Origin of the sequence: Geobacillus thermopakistaniensis (assembly GCF_000498995.1) — a bacterium.
GTDB classification, from domain to species: Bacteria; Bacillota; Bacilli; order Bacillales; family Anoxybacillaceae; genus Geobacillus; species Geobacillus thermoleovorans.
In genome coordinates this window covers 180512-196524 of record NZ_AYSF01000034.1, presented here as the reverse complement: position 1 = coordinate 196524, position 16013 = coordinate 180512, and the positions used below count along the sequence as shown (strand labels likewise).

17 protein-coding genes are annotated in these 16013 nt (G+C 54.3%); 4 read left to right on the top strand and 13 right to left on the bottom strand.

Annotated features, from left to right (window positions below; genetic code table 11):
• Positions 1 to 63 precede the first annotated feature (63 nt).
• The 5 genes from gcvH to T260_RS132765 form a co-directional block, all read right to left on the bottom strand.
• Entirely contained in the window at positions 64 to 447 is a 384-nt protein-coding gene (gene gcvH / locus T260_RS132745; RefSeq protein WP_011232474.1) for a glycine cleavage system protein GcvH, read from the bottom strand.
• Between the two features lie 96 nt (positions 448 to 543).
• Positions 544 to 909 carry an arsenate reductase family protein gene (locus T260_RS132750; RefSeq protein WP_011232475.1) on the bottom strand — a complete coding sequence of 122 codons (366 nt, stop codon included), beginning with the start codon at positions 907 to 909 and terminating at the stop codon, positions 544 to 546.
• 77 nt (positions 910 to 986) lie between these two features.
• Complete coding sequence (locus tag T260_RS132755; RefSeq protein ID WP_011232476.1) at positions 987 to 2771, bottom strand: acyl-CoA dehydrogenase FadE; 1785 nt, start codon at positions 2769 to 2771, stop codon at positions 987 to 989.
• Positions 2772 to 2908: 137 nt separating this feature from the next.
• Positions 2909 to 4081, bottom strand: a complete 1173-nt coding sequence (locus T260_RS132760; protein ID WP_011232477.1) for an acetyl-CoA C-acetyltransferase — start codon at positions 4079 to 4081, stop codon at positions 2909 to 2911.
• 27 nt (positions 4082 to 4108) lie between these two features.
• Positions 4109 to 6496: a 3-hydroxyacyl-CoA dehydrogenase/enoyl-CoA hydratase family protein gene (locus T260_RS132765; protein ID WP_011232478.1), complete on the bottom strand. Its 2388-nt coding sequence runs from the start codon at positions 6494 to 6496 to the stop codon at positions 4109 to 4111.
• A 187-nt stretch (positions 6497 to 6683) separates the two neighbouring features.
• Between T260_RS132765 and T260_RS1000000138640 the strand changes: the two genes are divergently transcribed.
• Positions 6684 to 6833: a YuzL family protein gene (locus tag T260_RS1000000138640; RefSeq protein WP_011232479.1), complete on the top strand. Its 150-nt coding sequence runs from the start codon at positions 6684 to 6686 to the stop codon at positions 6831 to 6833.
• A 217-nt stretch (positions 6834 to 7050) separates the two neighbouring features.
• On the opposite strand, the gene T260_RS132770 is transcribed toward T260_RS1000000138640, so the two are convergent.
• On the bottom strand, positions 7051 to 7968 hold the full coding sequence (locus T260_RS132770; protein ID WP_011232480.1) for a proline dehydrogenase family protein: 918 nt from the start codon (positions 7966 to 7968) through the stop codon (positions 7051 to 7053).
• Positions 7969 to 8132: 164 nt separating this feature from the next.
• Here T260_RS132770 and T260_RS132775 point away from each other — a divergent pair, with 164 nt between their 5' ends.
• Positions 8133 to 8390, top strand: coding sequence for a hypothetical protein (locus T260_RS132775; RefSeq protein ID WP_011232481.1), 258 nt, complete (start codon positions 8133 to 8135; stop codon positions 8388 to 8390).
• 15 nt (positions 8391 to 8405) lie between these two features.
• On the top strand, positions 8406 to 8741 hold the full coding sequence (locus T260_RS132780; RefSeq protein ID WP_011232482.1) for a spore coat protein: 336 nt from the start codon (positions 8406 to 8408) through the stop codon (positions 8739 to 8741).
• Between the two features lie 215 nt (positions 8742 to 8956).
• On the opposite strand, the gene ymaG (T260_RS1000000140475) is transcribed toward T260_RS132780, so the two are convergent.
• The 6 genes from ymaG (T260_RS1000000140475) to T260_RS132805 form a co-directional block, all read right to left on the bottom strand.
• On the bottom strand, positions 8957 to 9091 hold the full coding sequence (ymaG, locus tag T260_RS1000000140475; RefSeq protein WP_011232483.1) for an inner spore coat protein YmaG: 135 nt from the start codon (positions 9089 to 9091) through the stop codon (positions 8957 to 8959).
• A 98-nt stretch (positions 9092 to 9189) separates the two neighbouring features.
• Positions 9190 to 9384 carry an inner spore coat protein YmaG gene (gene ymaG / locus T260_RS132785; protein WP_021321762.1) on the bottom strand — a complete coding sequence of 65 codons (195 nt, stop codon included), beginning with the start codon at positions 9382 to 9384 and terminating at the stop codon, positions 9190 to 9192.
• A gap of 230 nt (positions 9385 to 9614) precedes the next feature.
• A complete protein-coding gene (gene bioA / locus T260_RS132790) occupies positions 9615 to 10994 on the bottom strand; it encodes an adenosylmethionine--8-amino-7-oxononanoate transaminase (RefSeq protein WP_023633699.1) in 1380 nt (459 codons plus the stop codon).
• A complete protein-coding gene (bioD, locus tag T260_RS132795; protein ID WP_011232487.1) occupies positions 10984 to 11700 on the bottom strand; it encodes a dethiobiotin synthase in 717 nt (238 codons plus the stop codon). The genes bioA and bioD overlap by 11 nt, the downstream gene beginning before the upstream one ends.
• A 4-nt stretch (positions 11701 to 11704) precedes the next feature.
• Positions 11705 to 12268, bottom strand: coding sequence for a biotin transporter BioY (locus T260_RS132800; protein WP_011232488.1), 564 nt, complete (start codon positions 12266 to 12268; stop codon positions 11705 to 11707).
• Between the two features lie 177 nt (positions 12269 to 12445).
• Positions 12446 to 14278, bottom strand: a complete 1833-nt coding sequence (locus tag T260_RS132805) for a pyruvate kinase (RefSeq protein ID WP_231293749.1) — start codon at positions 14276 to 14278, stop codon at positions 12446 to 12448.
• 408 nt (positions 14279 to 14686) lie between these two features.
• Between T260_RS132805 and T260_RS132810 the strand changes: the two genes are divergently transcribed.
• Positions 14687 to 15250 carry an FAD-dependent oxidoreductase gene (locus tag T260_RS132810; protein ID WP_011232490.1) on the top strand — a complete coding sequence of 188 codons (564 nt, stop codon included), beginning with the start codon at positions 14687 to 14689 and terminating at the stop codon, positions 15248 to 15250.
• 136 nt (positions 15251 to 15386) lie between these two features.
• Here the strand turns inward: T260_RS132810 and T260_RS132815 are convergent, their stop codons facing one another.
• Entirely contained in the window at positions 15387 to 15854 is a 468-nt protein-coding gene (locus T260_RS132815; RefSeq protein WP_011232491.1) for a flavin reductase family protein, read from the bottom strand.
• Between the last annotated feature and the right edge of the window lie 159 nt (positions 15855 to 16013).

Genomic DNA, 16013 nt, shown 5'->3' with positions numbered 1-16013 from the left:
TTTTTTCAATCAAATTCCGGTATGTATAGAGTGCCCGAATCGAAGCGAAGATTGCAGGAACGTTTATCCTTCGTTGATCATCGCCTCGTATTGTTCCGCCGTCAACAAATTGTCGATTTCGCTCAAATCATTCGGTTTGACGACGATCATCCACGCTTTGTCATACGGCGATTCGTTCACGTACTCCGGATGGTCATTTAACGCCTCATTCACTTCAACGACCGTGCCGCTGATCGGCGCATACAATTCCGAGACCGTTTTCACCGATTCAACGCTGCCGAACGGCTCGTTCGCCGTAACCTCTGCGCCGACTTCCGGCAGCTCGACAAAGACGATGTCGCCAAGCTCTGATTGGGCGTAATCCGTAATGCCGATGCGCACGTTCTCTCCTTCCACGCGCACCCACTCATGCTCCTTTGTATAGCGAAGTTCTTTCGGCGTGTTCATCGTATCCCTCCATTGCGACAAAATGTATATTCCTTTTCATCATAACCGATTTTCCGCAAAAACTCACTGAATTCACCCGATTTTGCAAAAAATTTTTTATGTCCCCGCCGCGAAAAACGCCTCGTATTCTTGTTCGCGAAAGCCCACGACGACCCGCTCGCCGTCCGTCAAAATCGGCCGTTTGACCAACATCCCGTCCGAGGCGAGCCAATCGAGCATCTCGTCTTCCGATGCGCGGTCGAGCTTGTCCTTCAAGCCAAGCTCGCGGTATTTCATCCCGCTCGTGTTGAAAAATTTTTTGAGCGGCAGCCCGCTTTGACGGTGCAAACGGGCGAGCTGCTCTTTCGTCAGCGGCTCGTCGACCAAATGCACCGTTTGCACCTCAATGCCGTGTTCATCCAACCATTTTTTCGCCTTCCGGCACGTTCCGCATTTTGGATACCAATAGAGCGTGAGCGCCATCTTCACTCCTCCCTTTCATTTCCGCTGTGTGGCAAACAAATAAGAAGCACCAGGCAAACGCCTGGCACTTCCCATTATCACACAATATACCGTTCGGCTTCAATGAGCGCGGCGGCCGCTTCGCGTTTTTTCGCGATCACGTTGATCGGCGTATGGCGCGTCAGCCGTCGGAGAGCGGCGAGCATCATCCGCAGCGTGTCTCCTTGTTCGACGGCGACGAGCGTTTCTTTCGCATGGGCTTCAATTTCATTGAACGCCTCTTGGCAGAAAATTTGCGTGTACAGCAATTTTTGTTTGTTTTTCTCCTCACCGCTCGCCTGAATCGCTTTTTCCGTGCGCAAAAGCGCTGATTCCATCGCATAAATGTTCGAGACGATGTCGGCGATGTTGACGAGCACTTCTTGCTCTTCTTCAATGCGCTGGCCGTATTTTTGCGCCGCTAAACCGGCGACCATCAAGGCGATTTTTTTCGCGTTGCGCACCAAGTATTTCTCTTGTTCCAGCGCGCCCGTCCCCGGCTCTTCGGCGGCCATCATCATCAGTTCTTCCTGAAGCTGCTGCGCTTTTTGGAAGAGCGGCAGCTCGCCTTTTAACGCCTTTTTCAAATACATGCCCGGCACGAGAAGGCGGTTGATTTCGTTCGTCCCCTCGAAAATGCGGTTGATGCGCGAATCGCGGTAGGCGCGCTCAATTTCGTATTCCTGCATAAAGCCGTACCCGCCGTGGATTTGCACGCCTTCATCCACGATGTAATCGAGCACTTCCGTGGCAAAAAACTTGTTCAATGAGCATTCGATCGCATATTCGGCGATCGATTTCGCCACTTCTTTGCCATCTTTCGCCTTTTCCGCATCAAGCAGGCCCATCCGTTCATCGAACAAGCCGACCGTGCGGTAAACCGAGCTTTCGGCGGCATACAGGCGCGACGCCATCGTCGCGAATTTTTCCTGCGTCAACGTAAACTGCGAAATCGGCCGTTTGAATTGCTGGCGCTGATTGGCGTATTTGAGCGTGATTTCAAGCGCCCGCTTCGCGCCGCCGACCGCCCCTAACCCAAGCTTGTAGCGGCCGATGTTCAAAATGTTGAAGGCGATGACATGGCCTTTTCCGATTTCACCGAGCACGTTTTCTTTCGGCACCGGCACATCTTGCAAAATGAGCGTTCTTGTCGACGAGCTTTTAATCCCCATTTTCTTTTCTTCCGGACCAGTTGAAACGCCCGGGAAGTCGCGTTCCACGATGAACGCGGTGAAATGTTCGCCGTCGACTTTTGCATAGACGACAAACACATCAGCAAAACCGGAGTTGGTGATCCATTGTTTTTCGCCGTTTAAAATGTAATGCGTGCCTTCCGCGTTTAATCTCGCCGTCGTTTTCGCGCCGAGGGCGTCCGAACCCGAGCCAGGCTCCGTCAAGGCGTAGGCGGCGATTTTTTCGCCGGTCGCTAAATACGGCAAATATTTTTGTTTTTGTTCTTCCGTGCCAAACAACACAATCGGCAGCGAGCCAATTCCGACGTGCGCCCCGTGCGAAATGGCAAAACCGCCGGCCGGCGCCATTTTTTCCGCAATGATGGCCGAACTGACTTTATCTAGGCCCAAACCGCCGTATTCTTCCGGAATGTCAGCGCTTAACAAGCCGAGCTCGCCCGCTTTGCGAAGCAATTTCACGGAACGGTCAAACTCGTGGTTTTCCAAATGCTCGAGCTGCGGGAGCACTTCATTGTTGACATACTCTTCCGTCGTTTTGGCAATCATATGATGTTCGTCGGTGAAATCTTCCGGCGTAAACACGCGCTCCGCCGGAATGTCTTCAATCAAAAAGCTGCCGCCTTTGATCGCTTCTTCCATCGTTTTGGCCATCGTTGATTTCCTCCCCCGAAAGATGATTGATGATCCGGGCGGCAACGCCGCCCGGGAAATAGACGTTCCATGCAGCCGGGCAAATGCGGATGCATGCCTCGCGCGAGCTGATGAAGCCCGCTCGCTGTCAGCTGCCGCTACAGCAGCTCAAACACGCCGGCCGCTCCCATGCCGCCGCCGATGCACATCGTGACGATGCCGAACTGCACGTTGCGGCGCCGCATTTCGTAAAGCAAAGACAAGGTCAGCTTCGCGCCCGTGCAGCCGAGCGGGTGGCCTAGAGCAATCGCCCCGCCGTTGACGTTGACAATGTCTTCATCCAACCCAAGTTCGCGGATGACTTGGATCGATTGCGAGGCGAACGCTTCGTTCAGCTCGATCAAACCGATGTCGGACAGCTCAAGGCCGGCCAGCTTCAACGCTTTCGGCACCGCAGCGACCGGGCCGATCCCCATCACTTCCGGCGGCACGCCGGCAACCGCGAACGAACGAAACTTGCCGAGCGGCTTCAAGCCGAGCGACTCCGCTTTTTCGCGGTCCATCACCATGACCGCCGCCGCCCCGTCGCTCATTTGCGACGCGTTGCCGGCGGTGACGGTGCCGTTTACCGCAAACGCCGGCCGGAGTTTCGCGAGCGTTTCCATATTCGTGTCCGGGCGCACGCCTTCATCTTGTGTAAAGACGACTTTCTCCTCAACGAGTTTGTTGCCTTCTACTTTGCGCACCGTCACCTCGACCGGCACGATTTCTTCATTGAATTTTCCTTCGGCAATCGCCTTGGCGGCGCGCTGGTGGCTGCGCACCGCGAATGCGTCTTGGTCCTCGCGGCTGACGCCGTATTTTTTCGCCACTTGCTCGGCAGTGTGCCCCATCGACATGTAGTATTCCGGCGCTTCTTCCGCCAAGCGGGCGTTCGGGCGGACGACATGCCCCATCATCGGCACCATGCTCATCGATTCGACCCCGCCGGCGATGACCGTGTCGGAATGGCCGAGCATCACCCGTTCCGCCGCATAGGCGATCGCCTGCAAACCGGACGAGCAATACCGGTTGATCGTGATCGCCGGCACGGTATATGGCAGCCCGGCGAGCGCGCCGATGTTGCGGGCGATGTTCAATCCTTGCTCCGCCTCCGGCATGGCGCACCCGATAATCAAGTCGTCAATGTTTCCTTCATAGTTCCCCGCGCGCTTGATCGTTTCTTTGACGACGAGCGCCCCTAAATCATCCGGCCGCACGTGGGCGAGCGTTCCTTTTTTCGCTTTGCCGACAGGTGTGCGCGCACCTGCGACAATGACCGCTTCTCTCACGCCAATCCCCCCTTGATCTCCTCCGCTTTAGTTGCGGAGCGGTTTTCCTTTCACAAGCATATGCTGCATGCGCGCTTGCGTCTTCGGCTCGCCGATGAGGCTCAAAAACGCCTCGCGCTCGAGATCGAGCAAATATTGCTCGTCGACTTCTGTTCCGTACGGCACTTTGCCGCCGGCTAGAACATACGCCAATTTTTTCGCGATTTTCAAATCGTGCTCGCTGATGTAGCCGGAATGGAACATCGACTGCGCCCCAAGCAGCATGGCGGCATAGCCGCTTTCGCCGGCCACCGGCACTTTCTTCCTTACAGGAGGCCGGTACCCTTCCTCATACATCGAGAGCACCGCCTGTTTCGCTTCATACAGCAGATGGTCGCCGTTCATCGTGATGCCGTCGCGGTGATTCAAGAAGCCAAGCTCGCGCGCTTCCGCCGCTGACGTCGACACTTTCGCCATGGCGATCGTTTCAAATACGCTGGCCGCGATTTTGACGTAGTCGACGTCCACGCCGCGCGGCAGGCTGTTCAACCGTTTGATGTACAGCTCCTTGTTGCCGCCGCCGCCCGGAATCAAGCCGACGCCGACTTCGACGAGCCCGATGTACGTCTCGGCCGCCGCTTGGATGCGTGAAGCCGCCAAGCTCACTTCCGCCCCGCCGCCTAACGTCATGGCAAACGGCGCGACGACGACCGGCTTCGGGTTGTATTTCATTTTGAGAAGCGCTTGCTGGAACTGGCGAACGGCAAGTTCCAATTCAAAAAAGTTTTCGTCTTGCGCCTCCATGAGCATCATCGCCAAGTTCGCGCCGACGCAGAAGTTTTTCCCTTGGTTGCCGATGACGAGCCCTTTGTAGTTGCGGTTGACTTCCTCAAGCGCCTCGTTGATCATTTGGACAATATCGGCGCCAATCGCGTTGTTCGGCGAATGGAACTCCAGAAGCGCCACGTCGTCGCCGAGGTCAATGAGGCTGGCGCCGGCATTTTTCTTGATGACGCCGCGCGCCTCTTTCAGCCGGCGGATGTGGATGACTTTTTCGTTTTCTTCTACTGTTTTATACCCGCCCGGCGCATAATAGAACAGCCGGCCGTTTTCCGTTTTATAGAACGATGTGGCTCCGTCGGCGAGCATGTCCGTGATCCACGACGGGATGTCGCGCCCTTCTGACTGCATTTTACGCACCGACTTCTCGAGGCCGATCGCGTCCCACAGTTCAAACGGACCTTGCTCCCAGCCAAACCCCCACTTCATCGCCTGATCGATCGCTGCGATGTCGTCGGCGATCTCCCCGACAAGGCGGGCAGTGTACAGCAATGTCGGTGCGATGATGTTCCAAAGGAGCGTTCCCGCGCGGTCGCCATCGGCATACACGAGCGTTTGCAGCTTGGCAGCCGCTCCTTTCGCCTGCTTCGCCATCTCCACCGCCGGGGTGACAAGCTTTTTGCGCGGCTCGTATTGCATCGTGACGTAGTTCAGCTCGAGAATGTCTTTTCCTTGCTTGACAAAAAAGCCTTGTCCGGATTTGCTGCCGAGCCAGCCGTTTTCAAGCATCGTTTTCATAAACTCCGGCACGCGGAACGCCTCTTTTTCTTCCCCTTCGACGTTTTCATACACGTTGTTGGCGACATGCACGAACGTATCGAGCCCGACGACGTCAAGCGTGCGGAACGTCGCGCTTTTCGGCCGGCCGATGAGCGGCCCCGTCACCGAATCGACCTCGCCGACGCTGTAGCCGCCTTGCATCATCTCGCGGACGGTGACGAGCAAGCCATACGTGCCGATCCGGTTGGCGATGAAGTTCGGCGTATCTTTCGCCATGACGACGCCTTTGCCGAGCACGTCTTCGCCGAACGATTTCATATAGGCGACCACATCCGGATCCGTATGCTCCGTCGGGATGATCTCAAGCAGCTTCAAATAGCGCGGCGGGTTGAAGAAATGCGTGCCTAAAAAGTGTTTTTTGAAATCGTCGGAACGCCCCTCCGCCATTGCGGCGATCGAGATGCCGGATGTGTTCGAGCTGACGATCGTCCCCGGCGTCCGCACCTCGTCGACGCGAGCGAAGACTTCTTTTTTCACTTCCAGCTTTTCAACGACCGCTTCAATGATCCAATCGACTTCCGCGAGCCGGTGGAAGTCATCCTCGAAGTTGCCCGTTTCAATCAAAGCGATGTTGTCTTTGGACATGAGCGGCGCCGGTTTTTGCTTGAGCAGCCGCTCGAGCGCCTGATTGGCGAGGCGGTTGCGCACTTGTTTATGCTCGAGCGTCCAACCTTTTGCTTCTTCCTCTTTCGTCAATTCCCGCGGCACGATATCCAACAGCAGCGTCGGAATGCCGACGTTCGCCAAATGGGCGGCAATGCCCGAACCCATGACGCCGGACCCGAGCACCGCGGCGCGCCGAATGCGTTTTACCATTTCGGTTCCCCCTCACACCATTGAATGAATGGTCATTCATTTTTTGATGAAAAAAATATCGTTGAAACCGCTCTCTATAACTAAATATATAGTATGTTGATAATTTTCGCAATATATTTGCGCATATTTTTCCCGACATCGCACTCCGAAATGTTGCTCATACTAACGATCAGGAGGTGAACCACCGATGGCCCGGTTGAAAAAAAATCCATCTGAACGCGGCGTCAGCGCCGCAAGCGTCAAAGGAAACGCCGGCCCGACGGTCGAAGCCGACGGCGGCGGCAAGCGGACAAGCCAAAACCAGCAGTACAAAAAACACAACATGCAAGGGGACTGACGCCCATGGCGTCAGCTCCCGCCTGTCATAGCTGCAAATAAAGAGAGGCCGCACGATCTGAACGGCGTTTACCTCAAATGACCGCCCGACGCCCCGTGACATGCAACGGCGTTTGTCTGAAATCCAAAAAGGCTTGATGGCCGTTGCCGCTGGATGCCTGTCCCCTTCTGCGCCCGAACGCTCGGCGTCCGCCGGCGTTTTCCTCTGTTTTGCGCCCCTACTTGCGGAGGATGCCTTTTAAAACAAACGCCACGTTGGCCGGCCGTTCGGCGAGCCGGCGCATAAAATAGCCATACCAGTCCGTGCCGTACGGAACGTACACGCGCATCGTATATCCTTCGCGCGCCAGCTGCACTTGGCGCTCCGGGCGGATGCCGTACAGCATTTGAAATTCAAACTGGCTGTTGGGAATGTTGTATTCTTTGACGAGCTGCTTCGTATATTCGATGATGGCGTCGTCATGCGTCGCCACCGCCGTATAGTTGCCGTTTAGCAAATGCATTTTGATGATCTTCTTAAAGTTCTCATCGACATCTTTTTTATCCGGAAACGCCACTTCGGGCGGTTCTTTGTACGCTCCTTTGACGAGACGCAAGTTCGGGCGGTACGGCTTTAAGTCTTCAATGTCTTGTTCCGTCCGGTACAAATACGCCTGCAGCACCGTGCCGACGTTGTCGTATTCTTTTTTCAACGTTTTAAAAATGTCCAGCGTCTTTTGGCAGCGCGAATAGTCTTCCATATCGATCGTCACAAACACACCGCGCTGTTTTGCCGCATCCAAAATGCGGCGCATGTTGCGCATGACAAGCTCATCGGAAATATCAAGCCCCATCGATGTCATTTTCAGCGACAGCTGCGAGTTCAATTTCTCCCGGCTGATCGCCTCAATCGCCTCCAAGCAATGGCGCGCCATCTCATTCGCTTCCTGCTCATTGTCGACAAACTCACCCAAATAGTCGACCGTGACCGCCAATCCTTTTTCGTTCAGCTGGCGGATGACGCGCACCGCTTCCTCGATCGTTTCGCCGGCGACAAACCGCGAAGCGCCGAAGCGGAGGCCGTATCGTTTCGCCCATTTCGTCAATGTTTTATTTTTCGATAAGAACAGGAAAAAATCGCGCATCAACTGCTCCACTGTTGCAAGCCTCCTTGTATGGAAACGCATTCACCATTCTTATTGTACCATGTTTCAATTCAATTGAATATGTTTTTTCCCCACGGTTTATTTTTTATATGCGCATAATTTTCCACTCTCTGCACAATCTACAAGCGAACAACCGACGAAAGGAGCGAACAACGATGCAACAGCAACCACAAATGAACCCGCAGGCGGCGATGCCCGAGCCGCCGCAAATGGTGTCCACAAAAGACGCCATGTATTTTTCCGACATGATGTCGTGGAACTTGCTCGCGGCGAAAAAAGCGCACTTTTTCGCCTCACAATGCCGAGACCCTGAAGTGGTGCAGGCGATCGAGCGCGCTGGACAGATGCATCAGCGCCATTACGACATGATTTTGCGCCATTTGCAAAACCCGCCGCAGCCGCCGGTGATGTGAAAGGAGGAACGCCGCATGAACACAAAACAAGTGCAAAATCCGGAGATGCAAGTGCCGAAAACGCCGCAAATGAACGAGCGCGATTTTCTAAACGACATGTTGACGACGGAAAAATACATGACCTTGTCGTACAGCGTCTTTTTGCATGAAGCGAGCAACCAACCGTTATATCAAGATATGATGAATATTTTCACCGAAACGCAAAACTGTCAGCGCGACTTGTACAATTTGATGTTCAAAAAAGGATGGTACAAGCTTGAAGCCGCCGATCCGCAAAAGCTTCAGCAAACGTACCAGCAGTTCCAAGGGTATACGAATCAGCTCCCTTATCAACGAAATGCCATGCAATAACAAAACGAGGGGATGTCCGAACGGCAGAAGGACATCCTCTTTCTCAATCCGTTAAGAAGACAGGGCGCAGAAAGGGGAGAAAGGGATGGCAGCGCCATCCGAATCGGTATGGAGCATGCTGCAAACAGCGGACGTCCGCATCCGCGACACCGGGATCATTGAATAAGCACCCCTTCTTGTTCCACAGGGATGCTTATTCTTTCATGAATAGACGATCAATACCACCAGCCTGGATACGGCGGATACGGCGGGTACGGGTAAAACGGACGCGGAGCCAACGCGCCGCCGAGCAGTCCACCCAAGAAGCCGCCGACAAATGGGGCTCCAAACAACAATCCTGGAAATAGCATCGTTCCTTCTCCTTTCCCCAAAGCTAGAATGCTACACTTTATTCATATGCAACAACAAGAAAAGAGGGTGGGCCGTCCGCCCAACCCTTGCCGGTTTCTCACCACCAAATGGGGCCATACCACCACGGATAGAAAAACGGCGGAACCAATGCGCTCCCGAGCAAACCGCCTAAAAAGCCGCCGAAAAATGGAGCGACAAAAAACGGAGCGCCGAAGAAAAACGGGCGCGGCCGCCAAAACCACCAGCCCCATGGCCGCCAAATGCGCTCATCCGCCACTTGGAGATGGCTCATCTTGCTTCCCCCCTTCCGCTTGCTTTAGTCCCACTGTATGCAGGAAAAACGCCCGCTGCTTAGGCCAGTACCTAGAAGGCTGGTGAAAAACGGCGATTTCTTCCAAATCATCGATCCGTGAATGCAAAGGAAGGTCTCTTTCTACAAGATATTCTCATTAAAGGAAACTATTTTCTTTTATTCCCAGTATATTCGAAAAACAAAAGCAGGCGGCTGTCCGCCGCCCCCGCTTATAGAAGCTCTGCGCGCGCCTGTTCGTACAAACAGGCAAGCGAATCGAACAAAATGCGCACCGCCTCAGCCATTTCGTCTTCGCTCATCGAAAGAACTGGTATGAACGTCAACACCGGGCCGAGCGGACGGATGACAAGCCCCCTCCGGCGCGCCTCAAGGATGATCCGGTGCTCCACCATGGCCGCGCGCGGAAACACTTCTTTCGTTCTTCGGTCTTTCACGATTTCAATGCCGCACATCAAGCCTTTTTGCCGGATGTCGCCAACAATTGGAATTTCATACAACCGCTCAAGCCATTCGGCCAGCCGGCGCGCCTTCCGCTTTACGCTGTCAATCAAGCCGCGTTTTTCGATGAGCTCAATGTTTTTCAGCGCAACGGAACAAGTGAGCTGATTCCCCGTATACGTATGGCCGTGGTAAAACGTTTTGTCTTCGTCTACATCGCCGAGAAATGCCGCATAAATCTCTTCCGTGACCAGTGTGGCCGCGAGCGGCAAATATCCTCCAGTAATCCCTTTCCCAAGGCAGACAAGATCAGGCTTCACCTCTTCCTGCTCACAAGCGAACATCGTGCCGGTGCGGCCAAAGCCGACGGCGACCTCGTCGCAAATGAAGAGCACCCCATACCGGCGGCAAAGCCTTTCCACTCCTTTTAAAAACCCGCGCGGATGGACGATGATCCCCGCCGCTCCTTGCACAAGCGGCTCGATGACAACCGCGGCGATTTGATCGTGCTGCTCCTCAAGCACCCGTTCCAGCTCACGCAAACAATAGCCGACGATCTCCTGCTCGCTTCCGTATTCGTCCATACGGTACACGTACGGCGACGGCACTTCGATCCGCTCAAACAAAAGCGGCGCAAAAATGCGGTGGAACGTTTCCATGCCTCCAACGCTCACCGCCCCGACCGTATCGCCGTGGTACGCTTCCTTCAACGAGACAAACTTGTTCTTCTTCGCATATTGGACCGGGTCGATGTTTTTCCAATACTGATAGGCGATCTTGAGCGCGATTTCCACCGCCGCCGCCCCGGTATCGGAATAAAACACTTTTGACATGTGCGGCCAATATTCAAGCAGCCGTTTGGCCAACAAAATCGACGGCACATTCGCCGAACCAAGCAATGTCGAATGGGCAATTTTCTCCAATTGCTCGCGAAGCGCCGCATTCAGCTCCGGATCGTTATGGCCGTGGACATTGACCCATAGCGACGCATAGCCGTCCAAGTACCGGTTGCCGTCGACATCGTACAAATAGCTTCCTTGCCCGCGTTCAATGATCAAGGGGCGTTCTTTGGCATACTGCTTCATTTGCGTAAATGGATGCCAGACGTACTGCTTGTCCCACTGTTCCAATTGCTCGTACCTATACGCCAACGCCAAGCACCTCCAGCAGTTGTTTCGCCTTTCCTTGTTCGATCCAATGCTGAGCTAGGGTTTCCAGTTCCCTCCTTGAGACTGCAGGAAGGAGCGGCACGACCGCCAGCACCGGCAGCCGAAGCAAGGCGGCGATCGTTTCGACATTGTTTTGGTGGATGATCTCTTGTTCCTGAAACTGATTAAACATCAGGCCAAGCAGACGAATGCCTTGCGCGTCGGCATACGCCGCCGTCGTCACCGCGTGATGAATCGCACCAAGGCTTGAGAGCGACACGAGAATCGCCGGCAGCTGATAATCACGAAGGAAATCACTCGTCATATAGAATCGTCCGTCGCGCTCACACCACGGAACGGCCAACCCTCCCGCTCCTTCGACGAGCACCACATCATAGCGCTGCTTCAACCATTCCAACCGTTCGGCCACCCTCTCTGGTTCGATGGACGTGCCGGTCAACTTCGCCGCTAAATGCGGCGACATCGCCGGTTCCATATAGTACATGCCTTCTGATGCGGAAAGCTTCGCCACTCGTTCGTACCAATATTGTTCGGCAAACGACACCCCGTCTTCGGCCAGTCCAGTCTGAACCGGTTTCAACACGCTTACGCTCATCCCAAGCCGCTCCAGCGCCAACGCCACGATGGAAGTGACGACCGTTTTGCCGATTTCTGTTCCTGTTCCCGTCATGAAAATGGCTTGCCCCATTCTCTTATCCCCCCATCCCTCGAGTCATCATGATCGGTCGGACGCGCGGCCATACGCGCGCCGCGATGACCGAACAAACGGCGCAAAGCACGAGATCTCCCGGGACCGGGAGAAGAAAGCCGAACCATAGCGTTTGGCCGATGGAAAGCGGAGCCCCCGCGATCCATTTCATCGCTATGTACAGCCACGCGCAGCCAAACACATACACGACCAACAATGCCGCTGCATTCGCCATCAATATGTCTCTCGCTCTTGTCCATTGAAAGCGGCGGACAAGCAAGCCGCACGTATACGCCCCGGCGATGAAACCGAGCAAATAGCCAAACGTCGGCTTCCAAATATAACCGAGCCCGCCTCCTTCCGCAAACACGGGCGCGCCCGCCAGCCCAATCAAGACATATAGAAGTTGGCTAAGCGCTCCGATTTTTGGGCCAAGCAGACAGCCGGCCAAGTACACCGCCGCGATTTGCAGCGTAAACGGCACATACGGCACCGGAATTTTGATCCACCCACCAACAGCCGTCAACGCGGCAAAAAATGCCGCCCAAACAAAGGAATGGATTCGCACATCTTCCCTCCTCTCCAAATATTTGTTTCTATTGTGCCTGATGTGTTTTTTATTTGTCAACTTTATTTTTATATAGGTTTACATTTAGACAAAAAATATGGAGCCCCCTAACACAGCAGGACTCCTTTTTTGGCGCGGCTCATTTCTCAAACAGACGGCGGAAGCAGTGGCCAACGCTCACCCTTCATCCTCCCACAAGTTAAGCAGGTTCATCCGTTCGCCGTCCGTTTTCGGCATCGCCAGCGATCCACTCTGCCTCTCCTCCTTTTCCAACAACGACGACAATAAGCGCACCGCCTCCGCAATATGCCTTCCTTTGTTCAACATGATGCATTGCGCCTGTTTTCCAACAAAAACATCCGAGATTTCCGCGCGCGACGGAATTCCCTTTTTCGCCATTTGTTCAAGCACTTGCGTCGCCCAAATGACCGGGATGTGAGCCGCCCGGCATAGCGCCAAAACGTCGTTCTGTGCGGCCGCAAGATGTTCAAATCCAATCTCCAGGGCCAAATCGCCGCGCGCAATCATCACACCAAACGCCGGAAACTTCAATCCCTCAAGCAAGATGCGAACGAAGTTATGAAGCGCCGCCCGCGTTTCGATTTTCGCGATCACCGGGAGAGAACCAGCCCCTTGTTCGGCAAGCAAATGATAAAGCTTTCGCAGGTCATGAGGGGCCTGAACAAACGACAGCCCGACGATATCCGCCCATCTCGCGATGAACGGAATCCATTCAAGGTCGCGGTCGGTGAGCGGCGGAACCGTCAAATGGAGAAACGAATCGGGAAGATGGATGCCCGTTCCTTGCTTAATCGCTTTTCGCTTTCCGCCATCGGCAACGACTTTGGCCTCTACATGCCGCTCGTGCACTTTCACGACCCGCGCTGCAATTTGGCCGTCGTTCAAATAAAGGCGGTCTCCCGCCCGCACATTGCGCCACGCTTTCGCCAACGTCGTCGTCATTTTCACACCGCATCCATTCTGCGCCTGTGCAAACGCAGCGTCATCGAAATAAATATACAGCGGTGTACCGACCGTGACAAACGCTTTCATTGGAATGAACAAAACAGAACATAGAGTGAAGGAAGCCGACCCGCGCCGCAGTTTCATCCCTTTTTGCACATAGGCCGTCCGCGAAAGAAGAACTTTAAAACAAGACGGCGCGATTTGTTCCGTGACCCGAAGTTTTCGTTTTTTTCCGCGCACATCGGTAAACAGCAGTTCATCCCCTTCTTCGACGGTCGCTCCGTCCTCAGCCGTCAACTGCCACAAGAATGAAACATCGCGGGGGAGCGGAGACGGCGGCGGGGAAGAAGAGAAGGAAATGAGGCCGAAGAGCGGCTCCATTGGCTCTCCATATAGATTTTTCTTCACAGAGAGCTTCATCGGCCCCGCGTTGACCGCCAAGCGGTCGACCCGGATTTTTGGCCCCGGCAGATCCATGTAAATGCGGCATCGCCTCCCCTGCAGCTGTTGCTCCAACTGCTTCTCGGCTTGACGAATGATGGCCACGAGCGCCTCCCACGTTTCTGGAGAACCGTAGGCGCAGTTGATGCGGGCAATGTCCATGCCATAAAGAAGCAGCCGCTCGATCAGCCCCGGCTCATCCACCCATGCCTCGTCCATCGTCACCATAATGCGTGTCGGCCGAACAGAACTTGGGCTTCCGAACACTGCCTCCGCCCGTTTATGAAGCAACTGTTTCGCTTCCTTTCTTGTCATCTTTCGAAGCTCCCATCCGCCATCAACCCGCGTGCGCAAATATGCCAAAACTTGTTCGATCGCGTCGATGAGATGAGCCTCTTGCCCCTCGAGCCGCCATCCGGCGTCTTCCATCGCTTCATGCAAATCCGACGGCATATGCTCCCTCATATATAAGTAAGCAAGCAACTGATCCCGGCTCTCTTCATGGGATGGAAGAGGAAAATACTTCTGCTTTTGTCCCACCCACTCCGCCATCCCTCGGTAAAAAGCGGCCAAGCGGGCGCCCAAATCTCGTTTGTCGTGCATCAGCGGCACCAACCCTTGTGAAAAATGCGGTTTTACTTTTATATATTCGCCGCCACCCCAAATGAGGACAGAAAAAAACCGGCGCCATTCGCCGGTTGAATACGACAGAAACAGGAAATCGTTTTTAGCGATATGATTTTTGAACCACAATTTTCGTCCCGCATTGGCAAAGCAGTGAGTGTTTCAGCCGCCGCAACGGCTGGCCGCACTGTTCACAAACGGCCGGTTTATTCACGCGTTTCCTCCCCTTTGCTGCGTGTTTGGTATCTATTATACGCCCATAATTATTTAAAGTAAATATAAAATGATAGCAATTATAAATAAAAAGCAGATCATTTGGACCCTTTTTCCATTTGTGATAAAGTAATGAATGATAGTGCCAATATTCAAAACAAGGAGGCGGTCACGATGTACGACATCGCCATCATCGGCGCTGGACCGGCGGGAGCGAGCGCTGCGATCTTCGCCGCCAAAGCGGGAAAGAAAACAGTGTTGTTTGACAGCGACAAAGGCATGACCAAGCGCGCTTGGGTGGAAAACCATTACGGTGTTCCGGAAATCAGCGGCCCGGAATTGGTCGAAACAGGAAAACGGCAAGCCGCGAAATTCGGCGCGGAATTGGTGGAAACGCAAGTGACAGACGTGCAAAAAACGGACGGCGGCTTCCGCCTCGAAACGGAAAACGGCTCCTTTGAGGCGAAACACGTCATTTTCGCCACCGGCGTCGCCACGGATCTGGCGGAAAAAATCGGCCTGCGCACCAAACCGGGCACGGAGCCGCGCATTAAAACGGTGATTGACGTCGACGCCAATGGCAAAACGAACATCGACGGCATTTGGGCGGCGGGGACGGTGGCCGGCGTCAGCGTTCATACGATCATCACAGCGGGTGACGGGGCGAAAGTCGCCATCAACGTCATCAGCGAACTGAACGGCGAACGGTACGTTGATCACGATGTATTGAAAAAATAACAACGAAGGTGTCCCAAACAGCGGGACACCTTTTCTAATAGCGCCATGGAAACGGCCGGGACGCAAGATGACGGGCTGAACCGCCTGTTGCGTCGTCCCCGCATCGACATAGCGGCCCCGATCCATCCAAGGGCGCTTATTGTCCAATGCTCCGGTACTTCCCTTCAAAAAACAAGAGCGGGTCGCCCGGTTCGTCTTTCATCAAAATATCGGTCACTTCCCCAAAGTAAAGCGTATGATCGCCGGCCACGTACGTGCTGTGGACGTTGCATAAAATATTCGCCAACGCCTCCGGCAAAATCGGATGGCCGTTCACCCAATCAAACGAAACATGGCGTTCTTCTTTCAACTGGCCGGCAAACAAGCGCGACAACTCCTCTTGATCGCGCCGCAAAATGTTGACGGCAAATTTCCCCGTTTGCTTGACAATGTCATGCATTCGCGCTTTGTGACCAATGGAGACGACGACAAGTTTCGGGTCGAGCGAAACGGACATAAACGCGTTCGCCGTCATTCCTTTCGCTTCCCCTTGAAATTCGGTCGTCACGACCGTCACGCCGGTCGCAAATTTTCCCATGGCTCTGCGAAATGTACGATCATCCATACGGTTCTCCCATCCTTCCCTTTTCGTCATCCAGCAGCCCTACGCCTTCAGCTGGCGGTTGGACGGCTTCCCTTCTTGATGTTTCCACACGACGGGCGCTTCGTCCGACATCTTGCCTCTATGGCTGAGACCCATTCATGCCGAAATGAGGGTCAAATC

Coding starts and splice junctions, on each gene's coding strand:
- gcvH (WP_011232474.1), bottom strand. CDS start 447: ATGAACACGCCGAAAGAACTTCGCTATACAAAGGAGCATGAGTGGGTG.
- T260_RS132750 (WP_011232475.1), bottom strand. CDS start 909: ATGGCGCTCACGCTCTATTGGTATCCAAAATGCGGAACGTGCCGGAAG.
- T260_RS132755 (WP_011232476.1), bottom strand. CDS start 2,771: ATGGCCAAAACGATGGAAGAAGCGATCAAAGGCGGCAGCTTTTTGATT.
- T260_RS132765 (WP_011232478.1), bottom strand. CDS start 6,496: ATGGTAAAACGCATTCGGCGCGCCGCGGTGCTCGGGTCCGGCGTCATG.
- T260_RS1000000138640 (WP_011232479.1), top strand. CDS start 6,684: ATGGCCCGGTTGAAAAAAAATCCATCTGAACGCGGCGTCAGCGCCGCA.
- T260_RS132775 (WP_011232481.1), top strand. CDS start 8,133: ATGCAACAGCAACCACAAATGAACCCGCAGGCGGCGATGCCCGAGCCG.
- T260_RS132780 (WP_011232482.1), top strand. CDS start 8,406: ATGAACACAAAACAAGTGCAAAATCCGGAGATGCAAGTGCCGAAAACG.
- ymaG (WP_011232483.1), bottom strand. CDS start 9,091: ATGCTATTTCCAGGATTGTTGTTTGGAGCCCCATTTGTCGGCGGCTTC.
- ymaG (WP_021321762.1), bottom strand. CDS start 9,384: ATGAGCCATCTCCAAGTGGCGGATGAGCGCATTTGGCGGCCATGGGGC.
- bioD (WP_011232487.1), bottom strand. CDS start 11,700: ATGGGGCAAGCCATTTTCATGACGGGAACAGGAACAGAAATCGGCAAA.
- T260_RS132805 (WP_231293749.1), bottom strand. CDS start 14,278: ATGCACGACAAACGAGATTTGGGCGCCCGCTTGGCCGCTTTTTACCGA.
- T260_RS132810 (WP_011232490.1), top strand. CDS start 14,687: ATGTACGACATCGCCATCATCGGCGCTGGACCGGCGGGAGCGAGCGCT.
- T260_RS132815 (WP_011232491.1), bottom strand. CDS start 15,854: ATGGATGATCGTACATTTCGCAGAGCCATGGGAAAATTTGCGACCGGC.